This window comes from Pontiella agarivorans, assembly GCF_034531395.1.
GTDB classification, from domain to species: Bacteria; Verrucomicrobiota; Kiritimatiellia; order Kiritimatiellales; family Pontiellaceae; genus Pontiella; species Pontiella agarivorans.
In genome coordinates this window covers 747,698-769,202 of sequence record NZ_JARVCO010000012.1, presented here as the reverse complement: position 1 = coordinate 769,202, position 21,505 = coordinate 747,698, and the positions used below count along the sequence as shown (strand labels likewise).

General features: G+C 54.4%; 15 protein-coding genes. All 15 read left to right on the top strand.

The window, feature by feature from the left end; translation table 11 throughout:
• Positions 1-2 precede the first annotated feature (2 nt).
• Positions 3-983: a glycosyltransferase family 9 protein gene (locus P9H32_RS16105; protein ID WP_322609943.1), complete on the top strand. Its 981-nt coding sequence runs from the start codon at positions 3-5 to the stop codon at positions 981-983.
• 35 nt (positions 984-1,018) lie between these two features.
• Positions 1,019-2,695 (top strand): phospholipid carrier-dependent glycosyltransferase, encoded by a 1,677-nt coding sequence (locus P9H32_RS16100; protein ID WP_322609942.1) that lies wholly within the window; start codon positions 1,019-1,021, stop codon positions 2,693-2,695.
• Positions 2,696-2,697: 2 nt separating this feature from the next.
• Positions 2,698-3,852 carry an aminotransferase class I/II-fold pyridoxal phosphate-dependent enzyme gene (locus P9H32_RS16095; RefSeq protein ID WP_322609941.1) on the top strand — a complete coding sequence of 385 codons (1,155 nt, stop codon included), beginning with the start codon at positions 2,698-2,700 and terminating at the stop codon, positions 3,850-3,852.
• Positions 3,853-3,855: 3 nt separating this feature from the next.
• Positions 3,856-4,818 (top strand): glycosyltransferase, encoded by a 963-nt coding sequence (locus P9H32_RS16090; protein WP_322609940.1) that lies wholly within the window; start codon positions 3,856-3,858, stop codon positions 4,816-4,818.
• A complete protein-coding gene (arnA, locus tag P9H32_RS16085; RefSeq protein ID WP_322609939.1) occupies positions 4,815-6,821 on the top strand; it encodes a bifunctional UDP-4-amino-4-deoxy-L-arabinose formyltransferase/UDP-glucuronic acid oxidase ArnA in 2,007 nt (668 codons plus the stop codon). The genes P9H32_RS16090 and arnA overlap by 4 nt, the downstream gene beginning before the upstream one ends.
• Positions 6,818-7,714, top strand: coding sequence for a 4-deoxy-4-formamido-L-arabinose-phosphoundecaprenol deformylase (gene arnD, locus P9H32_RS16080; RefSeq protein ID WP_322609938.1), 897 nt, complete (start codon positions 6,818-6,820; stop codon positions 7,712-7,714). Before arnA ends, arnD begins: the two co-directional genes overlap by 4 nt.
• 472 nt (positions 7,715-8,186) lie before the next feature.
• Complete coding sequence (locus tag P9H32_RS16075; RefSeq protein WP_322609937.1) at positions 8,187-8,900, top strand: response regulator transcription factor; 714 nt, start codon at positions 8,187-8,189, stop codon at positions 8,898-8,900.
• Positions 8,901-8,914: 14 nt separating this feature from the next.
• The gene (gene pnpS / locus P9H32_RS16070) at positions 8,915-10,693 is read left to right on the top strand and encodes a two-component system histidine kinase PnpS (protein WP_322609936.1); all 1,779 of its coding nucleotides are present in this window, start codon (positions 8,915-8,917) and stop codon (positions 10,691-10,693) included.
• A gap of 105 nt (positions 10,694-10,798) precedes the next feature.
• On the top strand, positions 10,799-12,583 hold the full coding sequence (locus P9H32_RS16065) for a Na/Pi cotransporter family protein (protein WP_322609935.1): 1,785 nt from the start codon (positions 10,799-10,801) through the stop codon (positions 12,581-12,583).
• Positions 12,584-12,948: 365 nt separating this feature from the next.
• Positions 12,949-14,073, top strand: a complete 1,125-nt coding sequence (locus tag P9H32_RS16060) for a porin (protein WP_322609934.1) — start codon at positions 12,949-12,951, stop codon at positions 14,071-14,073.
• A 137-nt stretch (positions 14,074-14,210) separates the two neighbouring features.
• Positions 14,211-15,368, top strand: coding sequence for a porin (locus tag P9H32_RS16055; RefSeq protein WP_322609933.1), 1,158 nt, complete (start codon positions 14,211-14,213; stop codon positions 15,366-15,368).
• A 46-nt stretch (positions 15,369-15,414) separates the two neighbouring features.
• Positions 15,415-16,095: a response regulator transcription factor gene (locus tag P9H32_RS16050; protein WP_322609932.1), complete on the top strand. Its 681-nt coding sequence runs from the start codon at positions 15,415-15,417 to the stop codon at positions 16,093-16,095.
• Positions 16,092-17,111: a sensor histidine kinase gene (locus P9H32_RS16045; protein WP_322609931.1), complete on the top strand. Its 1,020-nt coding sequence runs from the start codon at positions 16,092-16,094 to the stop codon at positions 17,109-17,111. Before P9H32_RS16050 ends, P9H32_RS16045 begins: the two co-directional genes overlap by 4 nt.
• A gap of 183 nt (positions 17,112-17,294) precedes the next feature.
• Positions 17,295-18,341 carry an efflux RND transporter periplasmic adaptor subunit gene (locus P9H32_RS16040; protein ID WP_322609930.1) on the top strand — a complete coding sequence of 349 codons (1,047 nt, stop codon included), beginning with the start codon at positions 17,295-17,297 and terminating at the stop codon, positions 18,339-18,341.
• Positions 18,342-18,355: 14 nt separating this feature from the next.
• Complete coding sequence (locus P9H32_RS16035; protein WP_322609929.1) at positions 18,356-21,490, top strand: efflux RND transporter permease subunit; 3,135 nt, start codon at positions 18,356-18,358, stop codon at positions 21,488-21,490.
• Positions 21,491-21,505: the final 15 nt, after the last annotated feature.

The window sequence follows — 21,505 nt, the reverse complement described above, 5'->3', positions numbered from 1 at the left end:
CCATGAAAAAGCGCGCCAATATTTTAATCATTCGTCTGCGGTCCATCGGAGATATCGTCCTTACCCTGCCCGCCGTTCATGCGGTGCGGGAACACTATCCCGACGCCCGCATCACCTACCTCACCCGCAGTTCGAATTCCGCCCTGCTCGAAGGATTTAAAGAGGTGGATGAGATTCTCACCCTCGATCAGAAAGCGATTACAGACCCGTTGCGGGCGCTACCGGAATTATTCCGGCTGATTTACCGCCTCCGTGCAGGAAGATTTTCATTGGTGGTCGATTTGCAGGGCTATGGGGAAACGGCCTGGTTCTCCTGGTTAACCGGTGCTCCGAAACGATGGGGCAGCATTTACAGCCGGGGCCGGAAATGGGCATACACCCAGAGCATTCCACGTAACACGAATCTGCATCCCATCGAGCGGGACCTTTTATTACTGCGAACCTGCGGGATCCGTATGTCGGAACCCGAAAACCAATTTTCCATTCCCGAAGATGCGATTAACCAGGCAAAGGCGTTGTTCGAAAAAACACAACTGGACCCTGAAAAACCCAGTTTGTATATCCAGCCCTTCACCAGCAACGAAAGAAAAAACTGGCCCTTCATGAACTATATAGCTGTCGCTGAATATTGGCGGGATCAGGGCATTCAAGTTCTATTCGGCGGTGGACCGAATGATGCCCCGAATCTGGAACTGGCCCGGGAAAGAGGCTTCCCTGCCTTCAGCAACACCCCCCTTTTGGTTTCCGCCGGTTTGATGCACCTTTCTTCGCTCATCATCGGAGGAGATACCGGAATGATTCACCTCGCCATGGCCCAAAATAAACGCGTATTGATGCTCATTAACGGTTGTTCTCCCGGACAGGCCAACCTGTATCAACATAACGAATGGGTCATCCAGGCCAACGATCCCGAAAGCTTTAAACAACTCCCTGTCGAAACCGTGAATGTTAAATGCCGGGAACTCATTTTCTCTGCCGCCTGAAGTATTCAGACCTCAACCCCGACCCATCCTGTTCTATGAAACAAACGTTCATAAAACTGCTCGCAGTTTTTGCTCTTGTTTACCTGCTTCCACTGAATTTCCGTCAACTCTCGGTTCCCGATGAAATGCGCTATGGCGAAATTGCCCGCGAAATGCTCGACTCAGGCGACTTCATTGTTCCGCGACTCAATGGCCTGCGTTATTTCGAAAAACCCGCCGGCGGCCATGCGCTCAACGCACTCGCCATGGGAATTTTCGGAGAAACGAATTTTGCCGTTCGGCTGATGTCGGCCTTGGCGACGGGGCTGGGCGCCTTTGCACTGTTTTTACTCATGAAACGCGAACGGGGCCCACAAATGGCTGCGCTCGGAGCGTTCCTTTTTATGACCTGTGGCGAAATTATGGGAGTCGGTACGTTCAGCGTGCTGGACAGTATGGTCACCGGCTTTATTACCTTAACGCTCTGCAGCCTGTATACCGCCCTGAACACCACTGGAAAAAAGAAGCTGGCCCTGCTGGCACTCACCGGAGTTTTTGCGGGGTGCGCCTTTCTGGTGAAAGGCTTCATCGCGCTGGCCGTGCCCGTGGTAGTGACCGTCCCCTACCTGCTGATTCGCCGCCAATGGAAACAGCTGTTTGTACTGCCCTGGATACCGCTGTTTACCGCGATTGCCGTTGCGCTACCGTGGTGCTTGGCGGTGGCCGCAAAAGAAACCGACTTCTGGCACTATTTTTTCTGGGAAGAGCATATTCGTCGATTCTGCTCCAAAGGACATGCGCAACACGAAAATCCCTTCTGGTATTTCATTCCCGTGTTTATCGGGGGAGCCATTCCCTGGATATTCATTGCCCCCATGCCTTTGCGCGACCTGTTGCGGCGCCGCCTTCGCGAACCCCTGGTTCAGTTTGCCCTGTGCTGGCTGATCGCTCCGTTTCTTTTTTTCTCGGCGTCATCCGGAAAACTGGGCACCTATATTTTACCCTGCTTCGCCCCGTTCTCCCTTTTACTGGCCTGGGCGTTGGTTGACCGTTTTGAAGAACAGCGGAAGCAGAAATCACTTCAGGTCGGAATCATCCTGATGGCGACCATCGTCGGAGTGTTGCTGGTTGCGCTGCCGATTATTGTCGGCTTAAATGCTTTTCAGTTGCTCCCCCCGCTCGACACGCACTTCGGCCTAAAAGTGACGGGGTTGCTGATGGGATGTTCTGCGGCATTGGCCTTTCTGATCAGCGCCTATAAAAGTGAGCAAGGCAGACGGAAGGTCGTACGCTTGGGAATCTCGGCGGGCATCCTCTTTATTTCGGCCCAAATCTGCGCGCCCAGAGACATCTCCGAAAGCCTCGGCATTCAAGGCTTTCTCGAATCAGAAAACGACCGAATCACAGCCCATACAGTCCTGGTCGCAAATCCTAAAACCGTGCACGCCGTCTGCTACGTGTACAAACGGGACGATGTCTACCTGTACCAAGGAAAAGGAGAACTGACGTATGGACTCTCCTATCCGGATTCCGAACACCGCTATCTGGCAACCACGCCGGAATTGCAGGAACTTATCCAAAAACGCGGCGACCGGCGGGTCGCACTGGCTATCCGATCAAAACCCGGCGATCCCGATCGGGCCAAGCTACCCCCTCCCAATTTCGAGCGGCAATGGCGGAAAACCTGGTTTGCAGTCTATGAGCCCCTCACTACCGACACCCCGGAGAACTAACTATGCGCACCTCATTTCTTCCTTTTTCCACACCGTCCGTTTCCGATGAGGAGATTTTCGCCGTGGCCGATGTGCTCCGCTCCGGATGGATTACCACCGGCCCGAACTGCGCAAAATTCGAAGCCGCTTTTGCATCCTACTGCGGCGCTGAAGGCGCGGTCGCCGTAGCCTCGGCCACCGGCGGTATGCACTGCGTACTCCAGGCTCTTGAAGTCGGAGCGGGCGATGAAGTCATCACGCCGTCCATGACGTGGGTCTCCACCGTCAACCTGATCTGCCTGCTCGGAGCCACGCCCGTCTTTGCCGACATTGATCGGGATACGCTCATGGTTTCCCGCGCAACCGTTGAGCCGTTGATCACCGAAAAAACAAAAGTCATCATTCCGGTCCACTATGCCGGGGCCCCAGTCGATATGGACCCGATCCGCGAACTGGCCACAGAACACGGTATTGCCTTGATCGAAGATGCCGCCCATGCGGCCGGCACCGAATACAAAGGCGAGCGCATCGGCAAAAAAGGCACCTGCATCTTTTCCTTCCATCCCATCAAAAACATGACGACGGCAGAAGGCGGCATGGTTTGTTCCGATAACTCCGAACTGCTGGATAAAGTAAAATCACTCAAGTTCCATGGCCTCGGCGTCGACGCCTTTGATCGCCAGATTAAGGGGCGGACCCCGCAGGCGCAGGTGATCCAACCAGGCTATAAATATAACCTGACTGACATCTCTGCCGTGCTCGGCCTCGGTCAACTCGAACGGTTGGACGCCTTTAACACTCGGCGCACGGAACTGGTCACCCGCTACCACGAAAAACTGGCTGACCTTCCCGAAATCCAACCCTTGAAATTTCCCGCCTACCCCCATACGCACGCCTGGCACCTGTTCATCGTCCGGCTCGACATCTACAAGGCCGGGCTGGAACGCGATGCCTTCATGGCCGCGCTCAAGGAGCAGAACATTGGAACCGGCCTCCACTTCCGCGCCGTCCACTTGCAGAAATACTACACTGAAACCTTCGGATGCCACCCCGGTATGCTGCCGGAAACAGAATGGAATTCCGACCGCATCTGTTCCCTGCCGCTCTGTCCGTCTATGCAGGACTCGGATGTGGATGACGTCGTGGCTGCCATCAAAACCGTACTGAAAAAAGGCTGACCCATGAAAGCATCCATCGTCATCCCCGTCTACAACGAGCAGGAAAACCTGCCCGAACTGATCCGCCGCAGCATCATCGCGTGCGACGACATGTATATTCCCTATGAAATCATTCTGGTCGATGACGGAAGCCGCGATGACTCCGCCCTGATGATTAGCGAAGCCGCCGAAACATTCGGAGGCAAAGTAGTGGGCGTGCTGCTCAACCGCAACTATGGCCAGCATGCCGCCGTCATGGCCGGCTTCGCCCAGGCCCAGGGAGAGTTGATCATCACCCTGGATGCCGACCTGCAGAATCCGCCGGAGGAAATCCCCAACGTCGTCAAAAAGATGCTAGAGGGCTATGACGTGGTCGGCACGGTCCGGCAAAACCGGCAGGACTCCTTTTTCCGCACGCTGCCGTCCCGCATGGTCAACAAAATGGTACAGAAAACAACCGGCGTGCTGATGCACGACTACGGATGCATGCTTCGCGGCTACACCCGTGAAATCGTGAAAACTATGCTCCAGTGCCGCGAACGAAGCACCTTTATTCCCGTACTCGCTAACACTTTCGCCCACAGGGTCACGGAGATACCGGTGGGTCACAGCGAGCGTGCCGACGGCGATTCGAAGTACAGTTTCTGGAAGCTGATCAATCTCCAGTTCGATCTGCTCACCAGCATTACCACCTTCCCGTTGCGCGTATTGAGTGTGATCGGCGGTATGATCTCTGCCTTTGGAATCGGACTGGGCACCCTAATCCTTGTCCTGCGTCTCTTGCATGGACCGGCCTGGGCGGCCGAAGGCGTGTTCACCCTCTTTGCCATCCTGTTCGTCTTTGTCGGGGCGCAGTTCATTGGTCTCGGCCTGCTCGGCGAATACATCGGCCGCATCTACCACGATGTCCGCGACCGTCCCCGCTATTTTGTCCGCACCGTTGTCGGTCGCGAAAATCATTCATCCCCAAAGGAACAATACGTATGAAAACTGTCGTTCTGGCATACCATTCCATCGGTTGCGAAGGCATCGAAGCCTTACGCGAATCGGGCTATGAAATAGCCGCCGTCTTCACCCACGTCGACAACCCGAATGAAAATACCTGGTTTGATTCCGTGGCCGAAAAAGCGGCCGGACTCGGGGTTCCGGTCTATGCCCCCGAGGACATCAATCATCCACTGATCGTGCAGAAAATCCGTGACCTGCGCCCGGAGGTAATCTTTTCGTTCTACTACCGCGATCTGGTAAAGCAGGAGATTCTGTACATTCCCCCGAAAGGCTGCATCAACCTCCACGGCTCGCTGCTGCCGGCCTACCGCGGGCGATGCCCGGTTAACTGGGTGCTGGCCAACGGTGAAACCGAAACCGGCGTAACCCTGCACTACATGACCCTCAAACCCGACGATGGCGACATTATTGCTCAGAACCGCATTGCGATTGATGACAACGATACTGCAAAAACCCTCTTCGGCAAACTGGGAAACAGCGCCCGCGACCTGCTGCTCGAAACCCTTCCGAAAATCAAGGACGGCACCGCGGACCGCACTCCGCAGGATCATTCCAAATCCTCCTATTTCGGTGGCCGTAAACCGGCCGACGGAGAAATCAACTGGGAAATGGGTGCGGTGCAGATCCGCAACCTCATCCGCGCCGTCACCCGCCCCTACCCCGGAGCCTTCTCCTTCATCGGCGACCGCAAATTCTATTTCTGGAAAGCGTCGGTCGAACCCCGGGTATCCGCCGCCGTACCGGGCACCATCCTCAGTGCCGACCCGCTGGTTATCGTCTGCGGCGACAGTGCCCTATGGATAGAAAGCGGACAGATGGAAGGCGGCGTACTCGAAGGCGGCAGCCAGCTCGCCGCGGATGCCCACCTGCTGCCCAACATGAAGTTCGGACCCAACCCCAAAATCAGACACGAACAGACCCGCCGCAAGAGCGTCCTCATTCTCGGCGTCAACGGGTTCATCGGCAGCCACCTGTCCGACCGCCTGCTGGCCGATGGCAAATACGAGGTCTACGGCCTCGACCTGCGCAACACCTACATCGAACATCTGATGAATCATCCCTCTTTCCACTTCCGCGAAGGTGATGTCTCGATCCACAACGAATGGATCGAATACCACATCCGCAAGTGCGATATCATCATTCCGCTCGTCGCCATTGCCACGCCGATTGAATACACCCGCAATCCGCTGAAAGTATTTGAACTGGATTTCGAAGAAAACCTGCGGATTGTGCGCAGTTGCGTGAAATACAAAAAACGTATTCTCTTCCCGTCCACTTCGGAAGTCTATGGCATGTGCCCCGACGAACAATTCGACGAAGAGGAATCGCCGTTGGTGCTCGGCCCGATCAATAAGCAGCGCTGGATCTATTCGTGCATCAAACAGATGCTCGACCGCGTCATCTGGGCCTACGGAGAAAATGAGGGGCTCGACTTTACCCTCTTTCGTCCCTTCAACTGGATCGGCCCGCGTCTCGACACTCTTATGTCGGCCCGTATCGGCTCCTCGCGCGCCATCACCCAGCTGATCCTTAACCTCTGCCAGGGCGCCCCGATTCAGTTGATCGACGGCGGCGAGCAGAAACGGTGCTTTATCGATGTCGATGAAGCCATCGAAGCGCTGTTCCGGATCATTGAAAACAAAGACGGAAAATGCAGCGGAAAGATCATCAACATCGGCTTCCCCGACAACGAGGCCAGCATCAAGGAGATGGCCGACATTCTGGTGAAACAGTTCGATGCTCATCCCTTGCGGAATAAGTTTCCGCCGTTCGCCGGCATGGTGAAGGTGGAGAGCGGCATCTACTACGGCAAAGGCTATCAGGACATGCAGCGCCGCGTCCCCAGCATTGCCAACGCCAAACGCTGCCTCGACTGGGCTCCCTCCACCGGGCTGGAGGACTCGATTGCCAAAACGCTCGACTTTTTCCTTCAGCAGGCTATTGAACTGGGTGAATTCCAGGATGAAGAGGTGATGGCTTGAAACTGGGGCTGCGCATAGACGTCGACACGCTGCGCGGCACCCGGCTCGGGGTGCCCGCCCTTTGCGATACGCTGGCAAAGCACGGCGTAAAGGGCTCGTTCTTTTTTTCGGTCGGGCCCGACAACATGGGTCGCCATCTCTGGCGGCTGCTCAAACCCGCCTTCCTCATCAAAATGCTACGCAGCAATGCCACCAGCCTCTACGGCTGGGACATCCTCCTGCGCGGCACCTTTTTCCCCGGACCGATTATCGGAAAAAAGTGCGCGTCCGAAATTAAACGGTCAGCCGACGAAGGCCACGAGATCGGTCTGCATGCGTGGGATCACCACGCGTGGCAGGCGAAGCTCGACCGGATGAGCGCCAACGATATTTTCCAGCATCTGGAAAAAGGGGTAAAGCTGCTGACGGAAATCTGCGGCACGGCGCCGACCTGTTCCGCCACCCCCGGCTGGAAAACCACCGATGAGGTTTTACTGCAGAAAGAGCGTTTCCCGTTCGAATACAACAGCGACTGCCGGGGCTCCTCCCTGTTCATGCCGACCGTGAACGGGCAGCGCCTGAAACAACCGCAGGTCCCCGTCAACATTCCGACCTACGATGAAATCATCGGACGCGACGGCATCACCAACGACAATTTCAACGAGCACATCCTGTCGCTCATCAAACCGGACCAACTCAATGTACTGACGATTCACGCCGAGGTGGAAGGTATCGTCTGTAGCGACCTATTTGACGACTTCCTGACCAAAGCCGCCGAGCGGAATATCGAAATCGTTCCCTGCGGCACTCTGTTCCAATCATTGGAAAATCTGCCCTCCGACGCCATCGTCCAGCGCGTCCTCCCCGGCCGCGAAGGCTGGATCGGCGCACAGAAATCCGTCGTGCATAAGTGAGAGATGGAAAAATAAGGTCAGAAATATGAACCCTCGATTTCCAATGTTTGGAAACCATTTTCCAACGAACCCGTCACCATCCAGCGACTCCCTTTGGTGACGCCGATTCCTTAGGGTATTCGGCATCATGCAGCTTCTTCAGATGCTATTTAATGCGCGTTGAAAACGCATCTGACGCGTTGCCCGAAGGTGCAAATGCAGGCAGACCCAATTCGATTTGTTACATTTCCCTGAGTAGCCGTCAGCGTCTCAAATTCCCACCACGGCTTGCTTGATGGCATCTTTGTTTATATCTTACTACAAGTAAGTAGTTACCTTTACTGTTACGACTGTTTTCGCCTATTACAAATTGCTGTTAACGCATCCCTTTACTTAACCCCATCCGATGCATTTTCTCATCCCCCTCAGATTAACAACTGCAATACGGCTTTAACCGTTTTCTAACATTTTAAAGATTGTTAGCATTCGGTAAATGCGAAACATTGACGCCATGGAAAAGATTAAAATTCTGGTTGTTGAGGACGAAGCACCGATTCAGGAACTTTTACAGTTCAATCTGGAGCGCAGCAAATATCGCGTGAAGGTGGTGGATTCCGGAGAAGAAGGTTTAACCACAGCCCAGCAGTTCAAGCCCGACCTGATCCTGCTGGATATCATGCTGCCGGGGGCCGACGGCCTTGAAGTCTGTAAAAAACTCAAAGCCGATCCCAAGACGGAGCGCATTCCGATTATTATGCTGACCGCGCTCTGTGAAGAAGCGGATATCGTGACCGGCCTTGAACTGGGTGCCGATGACTATATCACCAAACCGTTCAGTCCGCGTGTCCTTCTGGCCCGGGTGAAAGCCGCCCTGCGCCGCATATCGGCTTCAAAACCGGCCGCCAATGAAGAGCTGATTAATATCCATAATATCACGGTGGATATCGGCCGCCATAAGGTTGAGGTCGATGGAAAGGACGTGACCCTCACCTTTACCGAATTTAAAGTGCTCCAGCTGCTGGCCCAGCAGCCCGGTCGTGTTTTCACACGTTACCAGATTGTGGATGCCGTTCACGGCGAAGATTATCCGGTCACAGACCGCTCAGTGGATGTCCAGATTGTCGGCCTCCGCAAAAAGCTGGCTGCGGCCGGAAAATATATCGAAACGGTCCGCGGCATCGGATACCGCTTCAAAGAAGAAGAATAGGCCGAAAAACGGTAATGAAAAAAAAACATCTGTTCTGGCTGCTGCTGCCCTCGTACTGGATATTGATAGCGGGTGCCATTCTTGTGGTGGCCCTGTATGCCTTCCACTCCATGCAGAATCTTTATTTCCAGGCCCTGGAAAAAGATATTCTCACCCGGGCCACCTTGCTTTCCGAACAGATTAAAGATTTTCATCTGCAGGATGAAACGGCTCAGATCGATGCCCTCTGTAAAACGGTCGGTTCTTCCTCACAGACCCGTTTCACGATTGTGCTGCCCGACGGGAAGGTCGTCGGCGATTCCAATAAAAAGGTGCAGGAAATCGAACCGCATGATGACCGGCCGGAAATCCGCATGGCCCTGGCCGGTGATCCCGGAATGGATACCCGCTTCAGCCGTACGGTCAGGCAGGACATGATGTATATTGCCGTTCCGCTGAAAAATGAAAATCAGGAAACCCTCTGCGCCGTACGCGCGGCGCTCCCGATGACCGATATCGAAAAAGAACTGGATGCCATGACCGTTCGTGTTCTGGTGGTTTCGGTTCTGGCCGGTATTCTGGCCATGGTGGTCTGCGTGATCATGGTTCGCCGCATCACCTATCCGCTCCGCGGCATGGGCCAGGCCGCCCGGCGCTTTGCCGCTGGCGATTTCATCCAGCGCGTGCCTCGCCAGCAGGCGCTTGAACTCGATGAGTTGGCGGAATCACTCAACACCATGTCGGAACAGCTGGATAAAACGCTCACTACACTGAACGAGCAGCGAAATGAACAGAATGCGGTATTATCCTCTATGGATGAAGGCGTTCTGGCCATTGATAAAAAAGAACGCATCATCCATATGAACCGGGTCGCCGGCGAAATTCTGGGCGTGGATCATCATAAAGTGAAACGGGAAATTGTTCAGCAGGTGATCCGATATGCCAATCTTCAGGAATTCATTAAGGCTTTGCTGGGCTCACAGCGTGCAATCAGCCGGGATATGGCCCTGATCGGTGATGTGGAGAAACAGATTCAGGTCCGCGGAACCGTACTCTGGGATGCCGAGAACGCCGCCATCGGGGCTTTGGTGGTTCTGCGCGATGTTACTCAACTGCGTCACCTCGAGACGGTGCGGTCCGACTTTGTGGCCAATGTATCGCACGAACTCAAAACCCCGATCACCTCGATTAAAGGTTTTGTGGAAACGCTGCTTTCCGATGACTGGAACCACGAACCCAATATTCTCCGCTTCCTCGAAATTATCAGTCAGCAGGCCGGGCGTCTGAATAATATCATCGATGACCTGCTCACACTCTCCCGCCTCGAGCAGAAAGAAGGCCATGTGATGACGGAGCCCGCAAAGCTTCAAAGTGTCATTGAAACCGCAATCTATCTCTGCCAGCTGCAGGCCGGGAAAAAGCAGATAAAAATCGACTGTATCTGCCCGGAGGACCTCGAACTTGAAATCAACGCTCCTCTGCTGGAGCAGGCACTGGTGAATCTGATCATCAATGCGGTAAAGTATTCCGAAGAAAACAAAAAAGTGCTGGTGCTGGCAGAAAAAAAGGAAAGCGTTGTCAGCATCTATGTTAAAGACGAAGGTTTCGGGATTGAACGCAAACACCTCGAACGCCTCTTTGAACGTTTTTACCGCGTCGACACTGCCCGCAGCCGTAAACTGGGCGGAACCGGGCTCGGCCTTTCCATCGTGAAACATATTGTGCAGGCACACGACGGCACCATCCGGGTTGAAAGCAAACTCGGTTCCGGCAGCACCTTCACCATTGACCTTCCGATTCCTAAAGAGCACTGAAATCGTCTGCTTTTCCCGTCCCAAATCGCTGTATTATTTATTAGCTTTTCATTAGTCATGTGGTAGGTTCTCCGCGCAATTTTTATTCAAACAGGGGTGTTGTAAATGAATATCGATTTCATTTTGAAGATTGTCTTTCCGGTGATCGGAGGACTGGGGATTTTTCTGCTGGGCATGAAACACATGTCGGAAGGACTTCAGGCGGTTTCCGGCGACCGTCTGCGCAAAATGATCAGCGCGGTCACCAACAACCGCATCATGGGTGTCGCCACCGGTATTCTGGTCACCTGCCTGGTGCAGTCCAGCTCGGTCACCACCGTCATGGTTGTCGGCTTCGTGAACTCCGCCATCATGAACCTGATGCAGGCCATCGGGGTCATTCTCGGGGCCAACATCGGCACCACCATCACCGGCTGGATTCTGGTGCTCAAAATCGGCAAATACGGCCTGCCCATTCTCGGGATTGCCGCGTTTTTCTTCCTCTTTTCGAAAAATCAGCGAGTGCGGTACATCGGGATGACCCTGATGGGTATCGGGATGGTCTTCTTTGGTCTCGAACTGATGAAAAACGGGTTTAAACCGATTAAAACGCTGCCGGAATTCGAGGCCTGGTTCCACGCCTTCCAGGCAACCAGCTACCTCGGCATCATTAAATGCGCCATGGTCGGCATGATTCTGACCATGATTGTACAATCCTCTTCGGCCACACTGGGGATCACCATCGGCCTGGCCGCAACCGGGGTCATCGAATTCCGCACCGCCGCCGCGCTGGTGATGGGCGAAAATATCGGCACCACCGTCACCGCCCTGCTCGCCTCCATCGGCACGACCACCAACGCCAAACGCGCCGCCTATGCCCACTTCTTCTTTAATGTCATCGGCACCGCCTGGTTTATTGCCCTTTTCCCGGTGGCCATCGGCAGCCTTTCGCATTTGATTGCCGTAAAAACCGGATTCGACCCCACCACCGTGACCCTCACCGAACTTGCCAACACACTCTTTCCCGACGGTGACATTCAGGCCATTATCGCGGATGCCAATCTGGCCGATCCTCTGACCGATTCCGGAAAAGCAGTAGCCGGACGGTTTGATCAGCTGGTAACCGCCGGCATTGCCCTCACGCACACCACCTTCAATGTCGCCAATGTCCTGATCTTCCTGCCGCTTATCGGTTTTCTGGCTAAATTTGTCACCAAACTGGCCCCGGAAAAGGACACAAAGGAAGCCGCACACCTCACCTACCTCGATGTCCGCATGCTGGATACCCCGTCGCTCGGTATTGTGCAGTCGCAAGGCCAGCTTAACTTCATGGCCGACAGCGTGGAAGGCATGATGACCAAGCTGCGCACCTGTCTCGACAACGGCACAACGGAAAAACTGGAACGCAAAATCTTCGAGCGCGAAGAAATCCTCGATAATGTGCAGAAAGAAATCTTTCTCTTTCTCAGCAATATGGTGTCCGGTCAGGTTCCGATGGAAGTCACCAACACCGCAAATAAACAGATGCGGCTGGCCGACGAATATGAAAGTCTCTCCGATTACTCGACCAATGTCCTGAAAGGCCTGAAAAAACTCAAAGCAGGCAATCTTGACCTTGAAGGTTCCGCCAAGGAAAAACTGCTCATCCTCCACGACCGCGTCGCTGCCTATATCATCAAAGTAGACAAATTCATGAAAGACGATAATCCGGACGTGCTCACTTGGGCCAGCACGGAAGGCACGGCCATTTCAAAACTGATGAAAGAGATCCGTGCCGAACATATCGACCGCCTCCAGAAAGAAGAGGCCTCGCCCTACTTCAGTCTGGCCTACACCGATATTCTCAACTTCTACCGTCGTATGAAAGACCACGCCCTCAACATTGCGGAAGTGGTTAACAGCGAAACTTAATACGGATATTCTCCGCACGCAAAGGCTCCCGGACCGGGGGCCTTTTTTTATATATCCCCCCCCTTTTATACTTTCCAATCCGTGGAATTCAGTCGCCGATGCTCACTGATTCACCCCGGAACGGCCCTCCGGGGGTCGGCGAGAATCCTCATTCCAATATCAACGACTAACGCAATGCTCATACATCCCTAACACTCGGAACCTAATCATTTGCTCATATTTAACGAGGAAATGAATTTTTCGTTAACATTTTCCGAACACAACCCCTGAAAAGAGAAATTATATCGGTAAAAAGCGGGTTGAACGGGACATTCACAGGGTCCGGAAAACTGTAACCTAACAAAATGCAAATGAAGGATGAAGGTATGAAAAAAGAGCGTATACAGGGAATGATCGCATTACTGGTGCTGACCGCGCTGACTGCAGTTGCCAAGGAGAGTTCAGTCTACGATGAAATCTGGGGCACAGCGGCTTATGAGAATGACGAGGCTGCCGTACTGCAGAAGCTTGCCTTTGTCGGCCGCCTGCAGGGCGATGCCTACTCATTCGGCGGGGACAGTAAACACAACGAAGACCTGATATGGCGTCGTCTTCGCCTCGGCCTCAAAACCCAGCTTTTTCAGGACTGGCTGATTCATATTGAAGGCGATTTCGATTTGAATGAAATCGAAAACTGGGATGCCTTCAACAACCGCCTAACGGATTCGTACATCGGCTGGGCTCCGTCTGCAAAAGTAAAAATGAAGGTGGGTAAACAGTCTGCCGGCTTCACCCTCGACGGGGCCACCTCGTCCAAAAAACTGATCGCTCCCGAACGCAGTATTGTGGCCGGAAACCTCTGGTTCGGCACGGAATATTTCACCGGTTCAGCAGTCTACGGGGAGGTTGGAAACGGGTCCTATAAAGCCGGCGCATATTCTTCGAGCGGCGAATCCGGTTTCGGGCACTTTGAAAGCGGATACTTCACCCTGCTTTCCGGCGGAATCAAGGTCGGAGCAAACAGTACGCTGCGCCTGGACTATGTGTTCAATGACACCGACTACGATAGCCGTCGCGGATACGGCACCAGCAAACTTAACCACATTGCAGCACTGGTCTACAAAACCCAGCTCAATGAAAAACTCGGTCTCTGGGCCGACATCGCCGGCGGCATCGGCAATTCCGACGAGGGCATGAGCGATCTGCTCGGCGTCGACATCATGCCCTTTTACAATTTCACAGAAAACCTGCAGCTCGTTCTGCAGTATGCCGGCGTGACCAGTCTCGAGGGTGATGTGGATGTCAATATGGCCCGCTATGCCTCCCGTAACGTCAACCGGGATAAAGTGGAAACCGCTCACAATCTCCTGCTCGGCTTCAACTGGTACCTCTATGGCCATAAGCTGAAGTGGCAGAATGCCGTAGAGTATAACTATGGGAAAAACCGCGCCGGATCCGGCGACGACTACAACGGGTACGGATTGACCTCCGCGTTGCGCATCAGCTGGTAATTAAACCGCAACACGCAAATAACCTGCCTCAGGGCACCCGGATACCGGGTGCCCTTTCTTTTTGCAGGCTTGCCTTAAACCGCCGCTCTCTGCCATCCTGTTTCTTCATCCAAGACCGCAAGAAAAAGGTGATCTGTATGTCGAAATCCCCTCATAAACCATCCTTTCTGAAAACCGTTACATTCCTGCTGCTGTCGGGCATGGTCAGCGCACAGGCTGCCCGTACCGCAGATAATTTTCCGCTCTACACGCTCGCCGGAACCTTTGACCCCGTCCTCATCACCGGTCGTCTGCAGGCCGACGGCATCTCATTTCATGAAGGCGCTGACCGTCTGGACGACCTGTTCTGGCGGCGCTTCCGAATGGGTGCAAAAACCGATTTTAAACACGGACTGAATGTAAAGACGGAGCTGGATTTCAACCTCAATCAGGCCGACTCCGGCGACTGGCAGAAGTTCTACCGCCGCATCACCGATGCCTATATCCGCTGGAAACCCATCGATTCCCTGCAGCTGACCCTGGGCAAACAGGCCGTGAATTTCACGCTGGACGGCGCGACCTCCACCACCAAACTGCTCACCCCCGAACGCAGCGCTGTGGCCAATAATATCTGGTTTGCCGCCCGCTTTTTCACCGGGGCATCCGTCGGCGGCCGAACCGACCGTTTTTTCTATACAGCCGGTGGATATTCTGCCAGCGGTGAAGCGGAGTTCAGCCATTTCGATGCCGGTTATTTCGGCCTCTTTTCCCTCGGATACCGGACCGGAAAAAACAGCTCCGTTCGGGTGGACTACGTCTATAATTCGCCGGATTACGCAACCGCATATAAAAACTTTTCCGGTCAGCAGGACGTCGGTTCCGCAGATCACCGACAGGTCCTCTCTTTGGTACTTAAACAAATGCTTTCGGAAAAATGGGGAATCCAGGCCGATCTGGCCGCCTCTGAAGGCATTCACGATTCCGAATATTCGATTGACCAAAGCGATCTGCTCGGACTCGAAATTATGCCCTTTTACAACCTGACCGAATCCCTCCAGCTTGTATTACAGTATGCCGCCGTCGCTGCCCTGAACGGCAACCCCGATGTGGTCATGCCCCCCTGGGCCTCTGCCAACGCCGACCGGCAGAAAGTTGAACAAACGCATAACCTGCTGTGCGGATTCAACTGGTTTATCTACGGGCACCGCCTCAAGTGGCAGAATGCGGTTGAATACAATTACGGTGAAAACGTCGCCGGTGCGGCGGACGACTATTCCGGTTATGGTGTAAGCTCCGCCCTCCGCATCAGCTGGTAATCCTTTTGCGGATTGACCTCTTCAGACGACTCTGGTAGCCAGCCCCATGCATTTACTCATCGCAGAAGACAGCCAACGGATTTCCGCCACCCTCGCCAAAGGGCTGCGCGAATCGGAATATGACGTGACCGTGGTCGGAAAAGGGAGTGATGCCCTGACCTGTTTCAACAATCGCAAACCTGATCTGATTCTGCTGGATCTCGGCCTGCCGGATATGGATGGGCTCGATGTGTTGAACCGGATCCGCGAAACCGATCCCATTCTGCCGGTCATCCTCATTACCGCACGTGATAAAATTGATGATCGTGTTCGGGGACTCGATGCCGGGGCCGATGATTATCTCGTAAAACCCTTCGCGTTTGCGGAACTTCAGGCACGTATTCGCGCCCTGCTGCGCCGAGGGAAGAAACCGGCCGATACCACCATAAAGATTGCCGACCTGGAAATTGATCCGGTCAGGCGGAAGGTTGACCGCGCCGGCTGCAGCATTGAACTCACTCCCCGCGAATTCGATATCCTCTATTTTCTCGCCAGCCGTACCGGCGAACCGGTTCCCCGCGAAATGCTGGCCCGCGAAGTCCTGCAAACCGCCTCACACTCGGTTTCATACGACAACATTATTGATGTGCATATTTCCAATCTCCGGAAAAAGATCGATACCGGTGCACCGGTTAAACTGCTGCACACCCTCCGCGGTATCGGCTTTACCTTGGAGGAACGCTCATGAAATTCCGGAAATCCCCCCTGCGGATCCGCTATTTTCGCAAACTGATTCTTCTGCTGCTGAGCTCCTATCTTATTTTTTTTGTTATTCTATGCATCGTGGAATTCCGCAAAGCGGTTTTTGATCCATCCCGATTCAACGAAGCCGCTCACGAAGTGGTGGTTTTCTTTTTGGTCGGCCTGGCGTCCATGCCGATTACTGCATTTATTGCCTGGCGCTTGACCCGACAGCTCCTACAGCCCCTCCAGGAGATGGTGCAGACCGCGGAAGAGATCAGCGGCGGGCAGTTTTCAAAACGCATCTCATTGAACAACACCTACGATGAGCTCGACCAGCTTGCCACCGGATTCAACCTCGCTTTTGACCGATACGAAACCACACTGGAACGGCTTCGACGCTTCAGCGGTGATGCCGCCCACCAGCTGCGGACCCCACTGGCTGCCGTGCGCAGTACCGGTGAAACGGCCCTGATGTCAGCCCGGACTCCGCAGGAGTATGCCCGTTCCATTGAACAGATGCTCGAAGACCTTCGCCAACTTACCGGCATGGTCAGCCAGCTCCTTCAACTGGCACGCCTGAACGCCGGTACGCTACGGAAATCATTCGTCTCTTTTCTGCTTGCGGATCCCATCACCCGCGTTATCGATCAGTTTTCACCGCTGGCCGAAGCCGGAAAAATTTCCATTCATCACCAGCTGGACACCGGTTTCAAACTGAAGGGTATCCCGGAACTGATCGAACAGGTCATCGCCAATCTGCTGGATAACGCCATCCGCCATGTCCCCGTAAACGGCGAAATCATCGTTTCACAGTCCGGCGGAATTCTCACCATTGAAAATACCGGTCCCGCTATAGCAGAAGAACTCCTTCCCTATATTTTTGAAGAATTCAGAAGCAGTTCCGGCCAGAACGGCCTCGGACTGGCCATCGTGAAGGAAATCATTGAACTGCACAACGGAAGCATAAAAGCCCGCAATCGCGCCCAAGGCGGAGTCCGATTTGACATCCGACTACCTTAAGCAATCTTAAGATATTCTCATTTCATTGAACGACAATGTATTACGGGATTTTCAATCCCATTCTAATTCCAACCTGTCCCGCATACACCTCTTCTCCACGTCTGTGTTAAGGTATCATGAGTATTACACTCATATTATATACCCATCAGCACGATTGAATTTTTAAACGACAGGAGAGTTACCATGAAAAAACAGCTGATTCTAACCGCCGGTCTGCTGACCGCTGCTCTGACAAACGCCGCCGCCCCCGTGGAGCTGGTTCCCGTTCAGAAAAAGGATCTGAGCATCACCACCACCCAGCCGGTGAGCCTGGAAGCCTTTCATTCCGCCGATCTCGGCACACGGGTCACCGGATATGTCCGGGAAGTGCTCGTTGATATCGGCTCACCCGTTAAAAAAGGACAGCCCATGGTTCGCATCGACGCCCCCGAACTGGTGGCTGCAGCAGCTGTGTTGCAGGCGGAAATCCGGAACCGGGAAGCCGCCGTGGCTGCTGCCGAATCCGAAAACCGCCGGGTTCAGGATCTCGCCGCTAAGGGCTCAATCACCGAAAAAGCGGCACAGGAAGCACAATTCCGCTTTGATCAGGCGGTCGCCGCAAAAGCGGTCACCGAAGCTAAACTGGCCGAAGCCGAACAGATACTGCAATACACGGAGATTCCCGCCCCCTTCGACGGAATTGTTTCAACCCGCAATGTGGATCCCGGCGATCTCGTAGCGGCCGATTCAGGCCACGTGCTGCTTGAAGTGGCATCGGTTACCCCGTTGAGAGCCGTCACCTATATCCCGGAACGGGAAGCCGTCTGGCTGAACAACGGCGACCGCGTGGGGCTGACCTTCGATGCCTATCCCGGCCAGACCTTCTCCGCAAAAATCACCCGGTCAGCGGGCGTGCTTGATGGAAAAACCCGACGTATGCGTACTGAAATTGATCTCGATAACCAACAGGGGCTGCTCTACCCCGGCATGTACGGAAAAGTGACCGTTGAACTCGAATACCGCCGCGATGCCCTCATCCTGCCCGCCGGTTCGGTCCGCCTGAACGACGGTGCCCCGCACGTTTACGCCGTTGAAAATGAAAAAATAAAACGGATTCCGGTAACCACCGGTTCCGACACCGGCACCGAAATTGAAATCCTTTCCGGCCTGACCGGCACCGAACAGATTGTCGCCAACAGCCTCGGCCGCCTGCGTGACGGCGACGCCGTATCCGTTAAAGCCCGTAAGTAAGCCGGAGATTCCCCATGCTTGTAAAATTTTCCCTTAAAAACTCATTTGCCGTTTTAGCCGGCGTGCTGGCCCTGGCCTTCCTCGGCTGGGCGGTCTACCCGAAAATTCCGACCGATATTCTCCCCAGCTTCAAAAAACCGGTCGTGGCGACCTACTATTCTTATCCCGGGCTGCCCACGCTCGATATGGAAAAATCGGTTTCGGCCCGCGTCGAACGCGTACTGACTATGGCGGGCAAACGCGACACCATTGAAGCCCGGATCATGCCCGGAGCCTGCATCATCAAAGTCACCTTCCAGGCCGGTGCCGACCCTTCGGCCGCCATGAACGATGTCGTGAACATTGAAATGAGCGACCTCCACCACCTGCCGCCCGGCATTGAGGTTCCTTTCACAATGAGTGGCGAACCGGCCAACCTGCCGGTCGTGCTCGCGGCCATCGGCGGAGAAGGACTGACTGAAACCGATCTCTATAAAATTGGCTACTACGCCGTCCGCAACAAGATGGGCGGAATTAAAGGCGTTCAGATCCCCCACCCGTTCGGCGGAAAATTCCGCCAGATGATGATTTACATCGATCCGGATAAACTGGCTGCACACCACCTCGAACCACTCGATGTCGTGAACGCGCTGGAAAAAGCCAATCTGGTGCTCGGTGGCGGAACCATGCAACTGGGCGGACTTGAATATCAGGTTCATCCGGTCAACACCCTGCCCGGAACAGCCGACATCGACAATGTGCCCGTCGCCGTCCGCGATGGTCAAACGATCTTCATTAAAGACATCGGCTATGCCCAGGACGATGCCGCCATTCAATACAATGTGGTCCGCGTGAATGGTAAGCGCTCGGTCTATTGCCCGCTTCTCCGCGAACCCGGCGAAAACACCGTGCAGGTGGTTGATCGCATCCGCGACGGCCTCGCCGAAAAAATCCCCGCCATGAAAAAGAGCGGCGATATCCCGGAATCCACCGAAATTACTCTCGTCAGCGACCAGTCCACCTATATTCGCCAAGCCATGGCCGGCCTGCAGAAACAAATTATGATCGGAGCGCTTCTCGTGGTCCTCATCGTGATTCTTTTCCTGCGCCGATTCCGGCCGTCGCTTGCCATCCTGCTGATGCTGCCGCTCTCGCTGCTTGCCGGTATCCTCGGCTTTTATTTCACCGGCGAAACCCTCAACGTCATGACCATCGGCGGGCTGGCCCTCGCGGTCGGCACCGTGGTGGACGCCGGCATTGTGGTGGTGGAAAATATTATCCGTCACCGTCAACTGGGGAAAAATCCCGTCGATGCGGCGCGCGATGGAGCTGAAGAAGTCTCGATGCCGATTCTGGCTGGTGTTGTGACCACGCTGGCGGTATTTATCCCGGCCTTATTCCTCACTGGAATGATCAAGTTTATGTTCCAGCCGCTGGCGTTGGCCGCCGTGCTGACTATTGCGGCATCCTATGTGATTGCCATGACGGTCTGCCCGACCTTCTGCGCGCGCTTCCCCACCCGCGCCGGCAAAACACCCAACCTTGAACATAACCTTGAAGAACGTATAGGCGAACCGAAAGGCTTCTACCAAAACATCCTCGCCAAAAGCATGAAAGTCCGCTGGTTGACAATCCTCGTGATCGGTGGTCTATCGGCGGCCTGCTTCCTGCTCACGCCCATGCTCGGCAGGGAACTCTTCCCCGATGTGGATGCAGGCTCCTTTGAGATCCGTATGAAAACTGCTCCGGGTACCCAGCTTGGTAACACTGAAAAAGTGGTCGAACAGGTGGAACAGCTGATCCAGAGCATTATCCCCGAAGATGAAATTAAATCGGTGATCGCCAACATCGGAATGCCCATTGGTAAAGGGGCAGGATTTTCAACCGTGCTCAGCTCCAACTCCGGCGCAGACACCGCTTTTCTGATTGTCAACCTGACTGATCAGGGCCGTAAAACAAGCACTATGGAATATGTTAAACAACTGCGCGTTGCATTGGCGGAACAACTGCCAAAAGAAAAATTCCTGTTTGTTACCGGCGGCATGATTAACGCAGCCCTCAATGAAGGGGTGGCAACCCCCATCGACATTCAGGTTTCCTCCGGATCGCTCGAAGCCTGCCGCGTTGCAGCGGAAAAGGTGGAACGTGCGGTCAAGACGGTTCCCGGCGCTGTTGATGTTCAGATTGCGCAGTCGCTGGATTATCCACAGCTCGACATCAAAGTCGACCGCGCCAAAGCCGCCCTCGTTGGACTGACACAGGAAGACGTGGCCAAAAATGTACTAACCGCCTACGGGTCGAGTGTCGGAATGGCCCCCATGATCTGGGTTGATCCGAGCACTGGCGTCGATTTTTATATCGGCGTTCAGTTTGCCGACAACCGCGTGGAATCGCTCGACGAACTGCGGAATATTCCGCTACGAATCGAAACCCCGAACGGCCCGAGCACCGTCCCGCTTTCAAGTGTAGCGGAAATCAGCCGTGTGAATATTCCCGGCGAAATTGCCCACTACAATATGTCGCGAATAAACGACATCTACGTGAATGTTGAAGATCGCGATCTCGGTTCCGTGGTGAAAGATATTGAAGAAGTGCTCGCCGGAATCACCTTAGACGAAGGCGTGAGTGTTGACCTGCGCGGCCCCGTGCAGACCATGCGTACAGGTGCGGCATCACTCGGCTTCGGATTACTGGCCGCCATCGTGCTGGTATTCCTCGTGCTGATGGCTCAGTTCCGCTCGTTCTCTGAACCGCTGATCATTATGCTCGCCGTTCCGCTGGCCTTGTCCGGTGTGGTGATTGCGCTCTTTGTGACCAATACCAACATTAACATCCAGTCGCTGATGGGTGCCCTCATGCTGGTTGGCGTGGTGGTGAACAACTCGATTCTGCTGGTCGAATTTGCCAACAAACAGATGGAGCGCGGGCATAATGCCTTCGAAGCGGCCTATGAAGCGGCCTGCGTTCGTCTGCGTCCGATTCTGATGACCTCGCTGACGATGGTGGCTTCCATGCTGCCGTTTGCCTTCAACTTCTCGGTCGGCAACGAAGCCATGGTACCGCTGGCGCGGGCGATGATCGGCGGCATGATTGCCTCCACCATCCTGACGCTGTTTCTCGTACCCTGCGTCTACACACTGGCCAAACGTCATCAGCCCAAACACATCTAATTTCCGGAGATTGGA